This is a genomic window from Kineosporia sp. R_H_3 (assembly GCF_002198675.1).
Classification (GTDB): domain Bacteria; phylum Actinomycetota; class Actinomycetes; order Actinomycetales; family Kineosporiaceae; genus R-H-3.
Window position 1 is genome coordinate 1 of the sequence record NZ_MWLL01000225.1, and the last position, 11,970, is coordinate 11,970.

Annotated in this window: 14 protein-coding genes; 3 read left to right on the forward strand and 11 right to left on the reverse strand. The window is 75.0% G+C overall.

Annotation, left to right across the window (positions count from 1 at the left end; genetic code table 11):
* The 6 genes from ECOMGDLI_RS28295 to ECOMGDLI_RS28315 all read right to left on the reverse strand — a co-directional run.
* On the reverse strand, positions 1-200 hold a 200-nt coding region (locus ECOMGDLI_RS28295), incomplete at its 3' end, for a response regulator (RefSeq protein ID WP_143447995.1).
* A gap of 120 nt (positions 201-320) precedes the next feature.
* The gene (locus tag ECOMGDLI_RS34960; protein ID WP_158221191.1) at positions 321-494 is read right to left on the reverse strand and encodes a hypothetical protein; all 174 of its coding nucleotides are present in this window, start codon (positions 492-494) and stop codon (positions 321-323) included.
* Between the two features lie 133 nt (positions 495-627).
* A complete protein-coding gene (locus ECOMGDLI_RS28300) occupies positions 628-2,751 on the reverse strand; it encodes a PepSY domain-containing protein (protein WP_088320192.1) in 2,124 nt (707 codons plus the stop codon).
* On the reverse strand, positions 2,748-3,329 hold the full coding sequence (locus ECOMGDLI_RS28305; protein ID WP_088320193.1) for a hypothetical protein: 582 nt from the start codon (positions 3,327-3,329) through the stop codon (positions 2,748-2,750). Before ECOMGDLI_RS28305 ends, ECOMGDLI_RS28300 begins: the two co-directional genes overlap by 4 nt.
* A gap of 216 nt (positions 3,330-3,545) precedes the next feature.
* Positions 3,546-4,205: a hypothetical protein gene (locus ECOMGDLI_RS28310; protein WP_143447996.1), complete on the reverse strand. Its 660-nt coding sequence runs from the start codon at positions 4,203-4,205 to the stop codon at positions 3,546-3,548.
* A gap of 68 nt (positions 4,206-4,273) precedes the next feature.
* Positions 4,274-4,642, reverse strand: a complete 369-nt coding sequence (locus ECOMGDLI_RS28315) for a VOC family protein (RefSeq protein WP_088320195.1) — start codon at positions 4,640-4,642, stop codon at positions 4,274-4,276.
* A 180-nt stretch (positions 4,643-4,822) separates the two neighbouring features.
* Between ECOMGDLI_RS28315 and ECOMGDLI_RS35580 the strand changes: the two genes are divergently transcribed.
* The 3 genes from ECOMGDLI_RS35580 to ECOMGDLI_RS28325 all read left to right on the forward strand — a co-directional run bounded on the left by ECOMGDLI_RS35580 (position 4,823) and on the right by ECOMGDLI_RS28325 (position 7,333).
* On the forward strand, positions 4,823-4,978 hold the full coding sequence (locus ECOMGDLI_RS35580; RefSeq protein ID WP_198955263.1) for a hypothetical protein: 156 nt from the start codon (positions 4,823-4,825) through the stop codon (positions 4,976-4,978).
* Positions 4,979-5,087: 109 nt separating this feature from the next.
* On the forward strand, positions 5,088-6,305 hold the full coding sequence (locus tag ECOMGDLI_RS28320) for a hypothetical protein (protein ID WP_088320196.1): 1,218 nt from the start codon (positions 5,088-5,090) through the stop codon (positions 6,303-6,305).
* Between the two features lie 23 nt (positions 6,306-6,328).
* Positions 6,329-7,333 (forward strand): Gfo/Idh/MocA family protein, encoded by a 1,005-nt coding sequence (locus ECOMGDLI_RS28325; RefSeq protein ID WP_088320197.1) that lies wholly within the window; start codon positions 6,329-6,331, stop codon positions 7,331-7,333.
* Between the two features lie 6 nt (positions 7,334-7,339).
* Here the strand turns inward: ECOMGDLI_RS28325 and ECOMGDLI_RS28330 are convergent, their stop codons facing one another.
* From ECOMGDLI_RS28330 to ECOMGDLI_RS28350, 5 genes are all read right to left on the reverse strand, one after another.
* Positions 7,340-8,260: a DUF3626 domain-containing protein gene (locus ECOMGDLI_RS28330; protein ID WP_198955264.1), complete on the reverse strand. Its 921-nt coding sequence runs from the start codon at positions 8,258-8,260 to the stop codon at positions 7,340-7,342.
* Positions 8,261-8,354: 94 nt separating this feature from the next.
* Complete coding sequence (locus ECOMGDLI_RS28335; protein ID WP_088320198.1) at positions 8,355-8,711, reverse strand: UBP-type zinc finger domain-containing protein; 357 nt, start codon at positions 8,709-8,711, stop codon at positions 8,355-8,357.
* A gap of 55 nt (positions 8,712-8,766) precedes the next feature.
* Positions 8,767-10,005, reverse strand: a complete 1,239-nt coding sequence (locus ECOMGDLI_RS28340) for a TerC family protein (RefSeq protein ID WP_088320199.1) — start codon at positions 10,003-10,005, stop codon at positions 8,767-8,769.
* A 172-nt stretch (positions 10,006-10,177) separates the two neighbouring features.
* Positions 10,178-11,002, reverse strand: a complete 825-nt coding sequence (locus ECOMGDLI_RS28345; RefSeq protein ID WP_088320200.1) for an ABC transporter permease — start codon at positions 11,000-11,002, stop codon at positions 10,178-10,180.
* Positions 10,999-11,898, reverse strand: a complete 900-nt coding sequence (locus tag ECOMGDLI_RS28350) for an ABC transporter ATP-binding protein (RefSeq protein ID WP_088320201.1) — start codon at positions 11,896-11,898, stop codon at positions 10,999-11,001. Before ECOMGDLI_RS28350 ends, ECOMGDLI_RS28345 begins: the two co-directional genes overlap by 4 nt.
* Positions 11,899-11,970: the final 72 nt, after the last annotated feature.

Genomic DNA, 11,970 nt, shown 5'->3' on the forward strand with positions numbered 1-11,970 from the left:
AGCATGGGCAGGACCTGGAGGCCGTCGACGTCGGGCAGGCCGAGGTCGAGCAGGACGACGTCGGGGCGGTCGTCGATGACCGCCTGCAGGCCCGGCATCCCGGCCGGCTGCCAGGACACGGCGTGCCCGCGCTCGGCGAGCGCACGGGCGAGCGCGGAACGGATCCCCGCGTCGTCCTCGACCAGCAGGATGGCAGCCACGGGCGGACGGTAGCCCGGAAGATCGCGATCCGGCGAATACGGTGACAGTCCTGTCATCTGGGACACGGTGCGTGTCCGTCCGACTCCTCGCCCGGGTCGACCGCGGCCCGGCGGACCGGATCAGGACCCGGCGCCCGGGCCCTCCTCGCCGACGCACGCCCGGCAGGCGGACCATGCGCTGCCGTGGGCGTCGACGAACTGGTTGGCGGCGTGCAGGTCCTGCGCGCAGAAGTCGCACGTGGGCCCGCGCTCGACCCAGCGTCTCACCCGCTCCCGCAGCGTCGTCCTGGTCATCACCCCACGCTAGGTGCGTCCGGGGCGTCCGCGTCCCGAGGCGGCCTGCCACCTTCGGGCGGTGAGGGGTCCGCGATGGTCGTAGTACCCGCCGCGGCCGGCCCCGGGTCGCTGCCCGGGGCCGGCCGGTCGGTCAGGCCGTGCCGAACGCCCTGCGCAGCGCCGGGATCCGGCGCACGAGGACCTGGTCGAGGACCAGGACGGCGAGCAGCGTGGCCCCGAACAGCGGCAGGAGCACCGCGAGCGCGACCAGCGCCACGGCGAGGAACGGGCTGCGCCGCAGCGGCATCCGGCCGCGCGGGGCGGCCAGCCCGCTGCCGGCCGGGCGGCGCTTCCACCACAGGATCGGTGCGCTGATGCACAGGAAGATCACCCCGAGGCAGAACAGCGTCGAGGTGATCTGGGTCAGCGTGCCGAACCGGCGGCCCTCGTGGAGCGCGATGCCGTTGATGACGCCCTTGGCCAGCAGCGAGTAGTCCTGGTAGCCGTAGGAGGCCAGGACCCGGCCGGTGTACTGGTCGACGTGGACGGCCCGCTCCCGGGTGATGTCCTGGAACGCCTTGTTGCCCGGGTCGTTCCAGCCGTCGCTGACGATCGAGTAGACGCCGGTGTCGCCGTCCGGGTAGTAGACGACGTACGGCTGCGCGAGCCCGTAGTCCTGGGCGGCGCGGACCGCGGCGTCGACCGGCAGCGTCGTCCCGCCCGTCGCCGCGGACGCCGGCACGGGGGTCTCGCCGAGCGCCCACGGTGCGGGCGCGGAGACGCCCGTGGCCGCGGCCTGGGTGGCGCCGAGGGTCGACTCCGCGCCCGGGTCGTCGCCCCAGAAGCTCGTCCCGCGCCCGGTGGCGAGGTTCTGCGCCTTCTCGCCCCAGAACCCGGTCCAGGGCAGCCCGGAGACGACGAGGAACAGGATCCCGACGCCGGCGATCGCACCGTAGGTGGCGTGCCGGTGCCGCAGGACGGCGGCCTTCGCGCCGCGGGCGATCCGGGCGGCCCGGGCGGCGCGGCCCTTCCAGTAGAGGTAGTACCCGGTGAGGGCCATGACGATCGCCCAGCAGACGCCGACCTCGATGACGCCGTCGCCGATCCGCCCTGCCATCAGGGTGCCGTGGATCTGGATGGCCTTGTCCGACCACAGGTCCTTGGGGTCGAGGTCGCCGAGGACCTCCGCGGTGTACTGGTTCACGTAGACGGTGCGGGTGGCGTCCTCGCCGAGGGAGACGGAGAACTTCGTCGTCCGCCCGTCGGTGCCCTCCGCGGCGGCCGTCACCGGCGTGCCGGGGAAGGCCTTCTCGACGGCGGCCTGCTGCACCGACAGCGGCTGGGCGTGCCGCCCGGGCTGCTCGTCGATGCGCAGGACCCCGGGGTGGGTCAGCGGGTCGATCGTGGCCCGGTACATGTAGAACAGCCCGGTCGTCGCGAGCACGAACAGGATCGGGATCACGAGGACCGAGGCGTAGAAGTGCCAGCGCCAGAAGGCGCCGAAGAGGCCGCCGGCCGGGGAACGGACGGCGTCGGAGGCGGCGGAGGCGTCGGCGGTCGCGAGCGCGCCGCCGTCCTCCGGGTCACCCGGTTCAGGGGTGCGGGACGTTTCCTGGATCACGGACATGCGGTGTCTCCTGGGTCTGCGCGCCGTCCGGCGCGCGGGTCTGCGGGTGTCTGACGGCGGGGCGCGGCCGGACGGCGGACCGCGCCGGTCCCGGACCCCGCGGTCGAGCAGGACGGTCGCCAGCCGGCGGGCCGGCCTCGTGCCGGTGCCGACGGCCGCCGGGCGCCGCGCCGGGGCGGCGGGCAGGAGCGCGGGGAGCGACCTCGTCGTCCGGACGCACCCGACGACGGCGGCGACGACCACGCCGGCCGCGCGCAGGCACCGGTGGGTGCCGCACACGAGGACGGCGTGGACGACGGCCGCCGCGGCGTGCGCGACAGGCATCGGGCCCTCGAAGGGCGGCATGACGGGCGCGCCGGTCGCGAACCCGGCGGCCAGGTCGAGACAGGCGTGGACGACGACCTGCCCGCCGACGAGCCACGCCGCGAGCCCGACCGGCCCCGGCGCACGCCGGGCGGCGAGCGCCTCGTGGGCGACGGCCAGCAGCACGGCGGCGAGCACCGCGCCGCCCGCGACGGCGGCGAGCGGCACCGGCGGCCCGCCGTGGAGCACGTGCGCCGACTCGTGCGCGGTCGTCGTCACCCCGGTCGCGACGACGGCGACCGTGGTCGCGCGGCGGCGCAGGCCGGCCGGAGGAACGCCGGTCACGCGAGGTCCGCGCACGCGACCCGGCCCGTCATCGACTCCGGCAGGACGGCGACCGAGCGGACGGCGTCGCCGGCGTCGCCGGGGTCCTCGCCGCTGACCGTGGCGGTGCCGTCGTCCCGGGTGGCGAACATGACGTGCAGCTCGTGCGCCGGGCCGCCCGCCGCCGCCGGGAACCCGAACGCGGCGGCGTCCGGGTCGGAGCACGGCCCGACCTGCAGGTGGACCATGAACCAGGTCCGGGCCGGCAGCCCGGTGACCTCGACGGTCACCGTGGTGCCGGTCGTCCCGGCGGCGAGCCAGGCCGTCCCCGCCACGGCCTGCGTGCCGGCCGGGCGGCCGGGGGCCGGGGCGAGGGTGCCCCGGGCGAGCCGGCGTCCGGGGACCGTCCGGGCGTCGGCGACGGCGGACGCCGTGGTCCCGGGCGCGGCGGATCCGGACGCGTCGGCCGCCGGGGCGGCGCCGTTCATCCGCATCCCGGGCGTGTGCTTGTGCGGCGAGGGCCGCGCGGTGGCGGCGGCCGTCGCCCCGGGAGCGGGCGGTGCGGTGCCGCCGCAGCCGGCGAGTGCGGCCACGGCCACGGCTGCGGCGGTCCGCGCGGCCGGACGGCGGGAGGGGCGTCCGGGCGTGCGCGGACGTCGGGGGAGGGGCATCGGAGCTCCGGTGGACTGCGGCTCGGGGTGCCGGTCGGCGGGTGCGGCGGGCGCGGGCCCGCCGGGCGGGTGCGCGCGGACGCCGGCGTCACCGTGACCCCGACGAGGTCACGGGCGGCCGGACGGTGGGTGAGACGGGGAGGCCTAGGCGGCCGCAGGCACCGGGGGACCGCGTCGCGGGTGCACGCCGGACGTCGTGAGGTCGCGCAGGACGACGGCGCCGCGCCCGGACCAGTGCGCGGGGGCGGCCGCCGGGGCCGCCTGCGGGACGGCGGTCAGCAGGGCGAGCGCGGGCCAGACCCAGCCCGCGGCGGCCCAGACCGCGGCCTCGCCGCGCCGCAGCCACCAGCCGGCGACGCCGGCCGCCAGCAGGTGCGCGAGGAGCATCGGGCCGTCGGGGACGAGGTGCGCGAGCGGTCCCGTCGCGGCGCCGGCGCCGTGCAGGTGGGCGCCGGCCTGGCCGGCGGCCGGGTGGGCGAGCGTGAGGACGGCGTGGACGACGACCTGGCTCGCGAGCAGGGCGGCGGTGATGGCCTCGAAGGAGCGCTCCCGGCCGCGGATCAGCAGGCCGCACAGCGTGACCGCCGCGACGACGGGCAGCAGGAGCCAGAGGTCGGGCAGGGCGTGCGCGGCCGCGGTGTGGGCGGCGGTCCCGAGCGCGGCGCCGACGGCGACGAAGACCGGCAGTCGCAGCGTCGTCCCGAGCCGCCCGGCGTCCGCCTGCAGCCGGTGCGGGCGCGCGGCGGCGGGCGTCGACGTCACGGCGGACGCCGACGCAGGGAGCCGCCCCTGTCGCCCCGGCATGATCGGGAGGGTAGGGGCCGGGCCGACCGGTGTACATCCCGCCGCGCGAAGATCGCCCCAACGGGGGGCTACTGCGCGGGCGGCGCCTCCCGGTGCTGGACGACGTTGACGACGTTGCCGTCCGGGGCCCGCACGAGGAACCGCCGCACACCCCACGGCTCCGTCGTCAGCGGGTGCACGATCTCGTACCCGAGCGCCCGGGCCTGCTCGTACGCGGCGTCGACGTCGTCCGCGTGCACGGAGATCACGGAGTCCTCGGGCGCGGCGGCGTCGCGTGTCACGAGCTGGACGTGGGCACCGGTCTCCGGCGCGGTGTACCGGGCCACCCAGCCCAGGTCGAACTCCTCGGTGCCGAGCCCGAGGAACCCGGTGTAGAAGTCCTTGGCCGTCCCGATGTCGGCCACCTTCAGGTTGGCCGTGACCCGCATGGCGCGCATCCGTCGATCCTGCCTCCTCGTCGACGCGTTCGCGTGACGTTCCCGACGTCCGCGCGTCGCGGGGTTGACCGGCCCGGCCGCGGGCACAGGGACGGCACGGGCGGCCGCGACCGACAGACGGCCGGGCGTCCGTGCGGGCCGCCCGCGCGGTGCCCGTGCTCGGACCGACCAGGAGGACCCATGCTCGGCGTCGTCGCACTGCTTCTGCTGCTCTGGCTCGCCCTCGTCGTCGTCGGCTTCGTCGTCAAGGGCCTCATCTGGCTCGTGGTGATCGGCGCCGTGCTCTTCGTCGCCACGGCGGCCTTCGGCTGGCTGAGGAGGAACGCCGGCACCTGAGCCCGGCCCGCCCCCGACCTCGTCACCGCGGCCCCGCGGCCCGTGCCCGGCATGCGATGCTTCACCGTCGCCCGCACGACCGCGGGCGTGGTTCTGCGAAGGGCGCGGCGTGGACGTATCGGGCGGGCAGCCCCCGTTCCGGACGGTGCCCCGGGGCTACGAGCGCAGCGAGGTCGACGCAGCGGTCGAGCAGCTCGGGGCGGCCGTCGCGCAGGCGCGCGCCCGGCTCACGTCGGTCGAGGCGAGGGTGGAGCAGCTCACCGCGCAGCTGCGCCAGGCGCGCGACCAGGCCCGCGACGTCGAGCGGCCCCTGAGCAGCGGGCTCGGCGCCGGGGTGGACCGGATGCTGCGGCTCACGCAGGAGCAGGGCGGGGACGTCGTCGAGCTCGCCGTCGCGGAGTCCGCACGGCTGGAGGGGGACGCCGTCGTCCGCGCCGCCGCACTGCGCGACGCTGCCCGGGCCGAGGCGCGGGAGGTCACCGCGCGCGCCCGGCGCGAGTCGGCGCAGGTGCGTGCCGAGGCGACCGCCTGGGCCGACGAGCGTCGCGGGGCCGCGACGCGCGAGGCCGCGGACCTCGTGGCGTCGGCGGGGCGCGAGGCGGACCGGCTGCGCGTCGCCGCCGAGCAGGAGGCGGGCCGGCTGCGGGCCGCCGTCGACCGTGAGCTCGACCCCCTGCGGGCCGCGGCGGAACGCCACGACCGCGAGGTGCGCGCCGCCGCGCGGCGCGAGACCGACGACCTGCGCGCGGAGGCGAGGACGGCGGCGCAGGACCTCGTCGCCGCCGCCCGCGCCGACCACGAGCGGAGCCTGGCCGGCGACGAGCAGCGGGCGACCGACCTGCCGGGCGCGCTCGCCGCGCGCGAGGCGGAGGCCGAGCGGCTCGAGGCCGAGCGGCACGAGCGGTCCCTGGCGGCGACGGCGCAGCAGCTCTCCGACGCGGCGGCACGGTGCCAGGAGGCCGAGCAGCAGGAGGCCACCGCGATCGCCCGGGCCGAGCGGGTCCGCAGCGATGCCGAGCAGTACGCGCGGTCGCTCGCGACGAGCTCGCAGCGGACCGCCGACCTCGCGGGGGAGCAGGCCGTCGCAGAGGCCGCACGGCTGCGGACGGACGCCGACGAGGAGGCCGTCCGGATCCGTCGGGCGGCGCGGGACGACGTCGCCGACCTGGCCCGCCGGCGGGTCGAGGTCACCGCGCAGATCGACGAGCTCCGCGGGGTGCTCGGGCCGGCGGCGTCGGTGGACGTCGATCCTGACCTCGACCTCGATGTCGAGCTCGATGCCGACCTCGGCGCCGAGGCCGACGCTGTCGGGCTCGACAGCCGCTGACCGCGCTCGCGAGGGGAGCAGTCATGACCGTCAGGGTCGGTGTCGTGGGCACCGGGATGATCGGCTCGGACCACGTGGCCCGGCTGTCGACCCAGGTCGCCGGGGCGGCGGTGACCGCCGTCTTCGACGTCGCGACCGACCGTGCGCGCGAGGTCGCGGCCTCGGCGGGGGCGCGGTCCCTCGCCTCGTGGCAGGACGTCGTCGCCGCGGACGACGTCGACGCCGTTCTCGTCGCGTCGCCGGGCGAGGTGCACCCGGAGCAGGTCGTCGCCTGCATCGCGGCCGGCAAGCCCGTGCTCTGCGAGAAGCCGCTCGCGACGTCGGCCGCGCAGGCCGTGCGGGTCCTCGAGGCGGAGGTGGCCTCCGGACGGCGGTCCGTCCAGGTCGGCTTCATGCGCCGCTACGACCCGGGGTACCTCGACGTGCGGCGGGCGATCACGGACGGGGTCATCGGCGAGCCGCTGCTCGCGCACGCCGTCCACCGCAACGCGGGCGTGCCGGACTTCTTCCGCGGGGAGATGGCCCTCACCGACTCGGTCGTCCACGAGATCGACGTCTTCCGCTGGCTCTTCGGGGCCGAGATCGCCGCCGTCACCGTCGTCCCGGTCCGGCGCAGCCCGCTCGCCGCCGGCGACCTGCGCGACCCGCAGCTCGTCGTCCTCGAGCTGACCGGTGGCCAGGTCGTCACCGTCGAGTCGTTCGTCAACTGCCGGTACGGCTACGACGTCCGCTGCGAGGTCGTCGGCTCGACCGGCACCGTCAGCCTCGACAACCCCCGCACGACGGCCGTGCGGACCGCCGGGGCCCGGTCCGAGCGGGTGCCCGCCGACTGGCAGGAACGGTTCGCGCCGGCCTACCTCGAGGAGCTGCGCGCCTGGGTCGACGGGCTCGCCGCGGGCCGGGTCGACGGCCCGAGCACGTGGGACGGCTACGCCGCGACCGCCGTCGCCGAGGCCGCCGTCCGGTCCTCCCGCGAGGGCCGGCGGGTCGACGTGGAGCTCGTCCCGAGGCCGGACCTGTACGCCTGACGACCGTCACGCCCACGGTGACCCGAAGCGGGCGACGAGGTGCCATACCCGCTTGAGGTCCTGCGGGTCCTCGACGCCGTCGCGGACGGCCTCGCCGACGATCCGGGCGTCGAGCCGGCCCTCCCGGGCGATCCGCGTCCCGACCACGACCACGTGAGGGCCGCGGAAGTCCGGGTGCCGGACCAGCTCCTGCACCGTCAGGACACGCCCCTCGTGCCACTGCACCGGCACCCCGAGGGCCTCGGCCTGGGCGGCGACGGCGGTACCGAGGAAGGACGGGTCCATCACGAGCGCCTCGACGTCCTCGGCCAGCGTGACCGGACCGTGGACGTGTGCCTCGACGTAGTCGTCCAGCACGCCGCCCACGGCCTGCTCCTGGGCCTCCGTGCGGCGGACCGCGGCGAACGCGTCCGCGAGCCGGACGAGGTCGAACCGGTCGGCGGTGCCGACGTCCTCCGGCTGGAGCACCGAGTCAGGGAAGCAGAACGTGGCCCGGTCCAGGACGTGCTCGGCGAGCCGCAGGTGCGCCGACCCGAACCTCGGGGCACCGCCCAGACCGCGGCGGCGGTGGTCGAGGGCGCCGTACTTCGGCCGCGCGGAGGGTGGGGCGTCGTCGTAGGCGCCCCCGAAGAGCCGCCGCTCCCAGGCCCAGCGGTCACCGCCCGGGCGGGCGGTGAGGCCGCCGTTGCTCGTGCCCGTCTCGAACTGCGACCGGTACACCCCGTCGCGCGCGAGGTGCTGGAGCACCGTCGCGTCGTCGGACCGGCGGTCGGGGTGGAAGTTCAGCGTCACCCTGAGGTCCCGGTCGAGCGGCGTCCCTCTGCTGAGCGACGCCACGTGGGCCACCGCCGCGGCCGCCGGGTCCTGGTGCCCCTCGGGCGGCGGGGCGAAGGCCCCACGATCGGGTCGCGCGGGGGTGCCCGTCACGAGGTGCCTCCCCGACGACGTGTCATCTCCCCAGACTGGCAGTGCTCAGCACACGGGTCGACATCGCATCGACGAGCACCCGCCCACCGCCGGTCTAGCTGTTGAGGTGCTGCTGCCAGTCCGCCGGGACCCTCCCCGCCGGTCCCGGGACGGGCTGGTCGAGCGGGTGGCTGCTCGGCGGTGCGAGGTCCGGCCCCTCGAACGCCTTCTCCTCGTCGAAGTTCCAGAACCAGTCCTCGCCCGGCTCGTACGACCGCATCCACGGGTGGCCCTGCTCGCGTGCGTGCCGCGACGCGTGCTGGTTCGGGGAGGAGTCGCAGCAGCCGATGTGACCGCACGCGGCGCAGCGCCGCAGGTGGAACCACCACCCGGCGTCCGCCTCGCACTCGACGCACCCGGGGCCGCTGGGCGGCACGGTCGGGTCGATGCCCTCGATGCTCATGCCCGCCATGGTCACCGACCCCGGCCCGTGCCGCGACCCGGTGGGTCCCTCGGCGGTCCGGGAGCTAACGGCTGTCGGGGCCGGGCTCGGGGCGGGTCAGGAGCGGCTCGACGTGGTGCTCGCCGTGCGCCTGCTCGTGGCTCTCCCTGGCCCGGGTCAGCAGGGCCATGAGCTCCGGCTCGTCACGCACCTTCTTGCGGTACTTCGGGCCCAGGGCGACGATCGTGTCCCGCTCGGCCAGCAGCAGCTGGAAGACGCGCTCGCGCTCGCTCTGGTCGTGGGTGTACTCCATGTCGAGGTAGCTGGTCGCGTGGCGGCGGGCGTTGGCGATGGCGGTCTGCGCCTTGCCGGCCGGGCTGAGCAGCGAGGCCACCACGGTGACGACGAGCACGCCGAGGATGACGCCGAGGCTGAGCCCGGTGGAGATCTCCACGACCTCCACCGGGTCGCCGCCGTTGACGAACGGCAGGTTGTTCTCGTGCAGGGCGTGGAGGATCAGCTTGACGCCGATGAACGCCAGGATCGCGGCGAGCCCGTAGGAGAGGTAGATCAACCGGTCGAGCAGGTCGTCGATGAGGAAGAACAGCTGCCGGAGCCCGAGCAGCGAGAACGCCGTCGCGGTGAAGACGACGTACACGTTCTGGGTCAGACCGAAGATCGCCGGGATCGAGTCCAGGGCGAAGAGGATGTCGGTGCCGCCGATGGCCACCATGACGAGCAGCATCGGGGTCAGGACGCGTCGGCCGTCCTGCACGGTGAACAGCTTGTCGCCGTCGTAGTGCTCGGTGGTCGGCAGCACCCTGCGCGCGATCCGGATGACCAGGGTGTCCCCGGTGGTCTCCTCGTCGTGGCCGGGCTTGAGCAGGTTGCCCGCGGTCATCAGCAGGATCAGGCCGAAGACGTAGAACACCCAGGCGAAGGTGTTGATCAGCGCAGCGCCGAGGAAGATGAAGCCGGTGCGGGCGACGAGCGAGAACACGATGCCGAACAGCAGGACCTTCTGCTGGTCCTCGCGGGGCACCCGGAAGCTGGTCATGATGATGAGGAAGACGAACAGGTTGTCGACGCTCAGCGCCTTCTCCGTGACATAGCCGGCGAAGTACTCCGAGCCCATGTCCGCGCCGCCGAAGACCAGCACCCCGACACCGAACAGCACGGCGATCCCGATGTAGAGCGCCGACCAGATCGACGACTCCCGCAGCGTCGGCACGTGCGCCTTGCGGACGTGGAACAGCAGGTCGTAGACGAGCAGCCCGGCGATGAACGCGAGCGTCGCTGCCCAGACCCAGACAGGGACTCCCATGGGTGCTCCTCGTGCTCGCAGGACTCGGACCGGGGTGCGTCCCACCGGCTCCGGACCGAGGATCGCACCCGGACGGCCGGAGCACTGATCGAGTCGTTCCAGGTCGCTGCTGACCGGGCACGGAGTCCAGGACTCCGTGCCCGGCCGGCGAGCGTCTCGGGTTCTGGCCCCGTCACTTCACCTCGGAGCGGCGCAGGAACAGCAGCCCGACGGTCAGCGGCAGCACGATCCAGATCGCGGTCGTCGAGCCGAGCATGGCCCACTCCCTGCCGGTGTTCGTGGCGCCGTCGAAGAGGGTGACCTGGGTGTAGTTCCAGTCGATCCACGGCTGCACGTCGGAGAACCACTCGCGCAGCTGGGCGAGCAGGGCGAGGATGCCCGGCAGCACGAGCGACACGACGAAGTAGCCGACGATGGCCGCGGCGGAGTTGCGCAGCACGACGCCGAGGGTGAACCCGATCGCCATGCCGACGAGGTTGCCGAGCACGATCTGCGGCGCGGTCGAGAGGGAGATGTCCCAGACCGTGTCGACGCCGGCGAGCGCGGAGCCCGCCAGGTTGCCGAGGGCTCCGACGGCGAACGCGACGCCCATCGAGACGACGCCGACGAGGAAGGTCGCGATCGCCTTGGCCCCGATCACCCGGCCGCGACCCGGCACGAGCGTGAAGGTCGTGAGCCCGCTGCGCTGGCTCCACTCGCTGGTGACGCCGAGGATCGCGATCATCGGCAGGATCACCGACATCGGCAGGCCGATCGCGGTCGCGAAGCTCTCGTAGGTGACCGCCTCGTCGGGCGCGAAGACGATGACGGCGCCGGTGGCCACGACGGAGAGCACGCCGATGCTGAGCAGCATCCAGAAGCCCGAGCGGGTGTTGAACATCTTGCGGAGCTCGACCTTGACCAAGCGTGCTGCCGGGATGGGGCGGGTGGGCCGTCGACCGTGCACGGGCGCCGTCGTGCCGGTGCCGGTCGTGGGGGAGACGGTCGTGGCGGTCATGCCGCGACTCCTTCGCGCTGGGTGTCGGCGGTGAGCGACAGGAACATGTCTTCGAGGCCTGCGCCCTCGGCGGAGCGGAGCTCGGTGAGGGCGATGCCGGCGGCCAGGGCCACCGTGCCCACCCGGGCGGGATCGGCGTCGGTGCGCACCGAGCCGTCGCCGGCGAGCACGCTCGCGATCCCGGCCTGCTCGAGGGCGTGCGCGAGATCGCGCGGCGACGTGGAGCGGGCGAGGGTGCCGGCGGCGGCGAGCAGCTCCTCCTTGGTGCCCGACGCGACGATCCTGCCGTTGCCGATCACGACGAGGTCGTCGGCGATGACCTCGATCTCGTGCAGGAGGTGCGACGACAGCAGCACGGTGCCGCCCTTGTCGGCGTACCCGCGCAGCAGGTCGCGCATCCAGCGGATGCCGGCCGGGTCGAGACCGTTGGCGGGCTCGTCGAGGATCAGCACGCGCGGGTCGCCCAGCAACGCGGTGGCGATACCGAGCCTCTGACGCATGCCGAGGGAGTAGTTGCGGACCCGCCGTCTGGCCTCGTTCGGCGTCAGGCTGACCAGCTCGAGCATCTCGTCGATCCTGGTGCGAGGGAGCCCCATCGTGTCGGCGGCGACGGTGAGGATCTCGCGGCCGGTGCGGCCGGCGTGCTGCGCGGAGGCGTCGAGGAGGACCCCGACCTCGAGACCGGGGTTCGGCAGGTCCGCGAACCGCAGCCCGTCGATGGTCGCCGAGCCGGACGTCGGGGCGGTGAGACCGACCATGACGCGCATCGTGGTGGACTTGCCGGCGCCGTTCGGACCGAGGAAGCCGGTCACGCGGCCGGGCCGGGCGGTGAAGGAGACGTTGTCGACGGCCGTGAAGCCGCCGTACCTCCGGGTCAGTGAGTCAACGGTGATCATGGCCCCAACCCTCGCGGTCAGACACCGGTCGGCACATCGGGTGTCACCCCCGACGCAGCCCCCAAACGACCC

What these genes read in the sequence shown, in the direction of transcription:
- ECOMGDLI_RS28345 (WP_088320200.1), bottom strand. Translation starts at nt 11,002, where the DNA reads ATGACCGCCACGACCGTCTCCCCCACGACCGGCACCGGCACGACGGCG.
- ECOMGDLI_RS28315 (WP_088320195.1), bottom strand. Translation starts at nt 4,642, where the DNA reads ATGCGCGCCATGCGGGTCACGGCCAACCTGAAGGTGGCCGACATCGGG.
- ECOMGDLI_RS35580 (WP_198955263.1), top strand. Translation starts at nt 4,823, where the DNA reads ATGCTCGGCGTCGTCGCACTGCTTCTGCTGCTCTGGCTCGCCCTCGTC.
- ECOMGDLI_RS28335 (WP_088320198.1), bottom strand. Translation starts at nt 8,711, where the DNA reads ATGGCGGGCATGAGCATCGAGGGCATCGACCCGACCGTGCCGCCCAGC.
- ECOMGDLI_RS28310 (WP_143447996.1), bottom strand. Translation starts at nt 4,205, where the DNA reads ATGCCGGGGCGACAGGGGCGGCTCCCTGCGTCGGCGTCCGCCGTGACG.
- ECOMGDLI_RS28340 (WP_088320199.1), bottom strand. Translation starts at nt 10,005, where the DNA reads ATGGGAGTCCCTGTCTGGGTCTGGGCAGCGACGCTCGCGTTCATCGCC.
- ECOMGDLI_RS28325 (WP_088320197.1), top strand. Translation starts at nt 6,329, where the DNA reads ATGACCGTCAGGGTCGGTGTCGTGGGCACCGGGATGATCGGCTCGGAC.
- ECOMGDLI_RS34960 (WP_158221191.1), bottom strand. Translation starts at nt 494, where the DNA reads ATGACCAGGACGACGCTGCGGGAGCGGGTGAGACGCTGGGTCGAGCGC.
- ECOMGDLI_RS28350 (WP_088320201.1), bottom strand. Translation starts at nt 11,898, where the DNA reads ATGATCACCGTTGACTCACTGACCCGGAGGTACGGCGGCTTCACGGCC.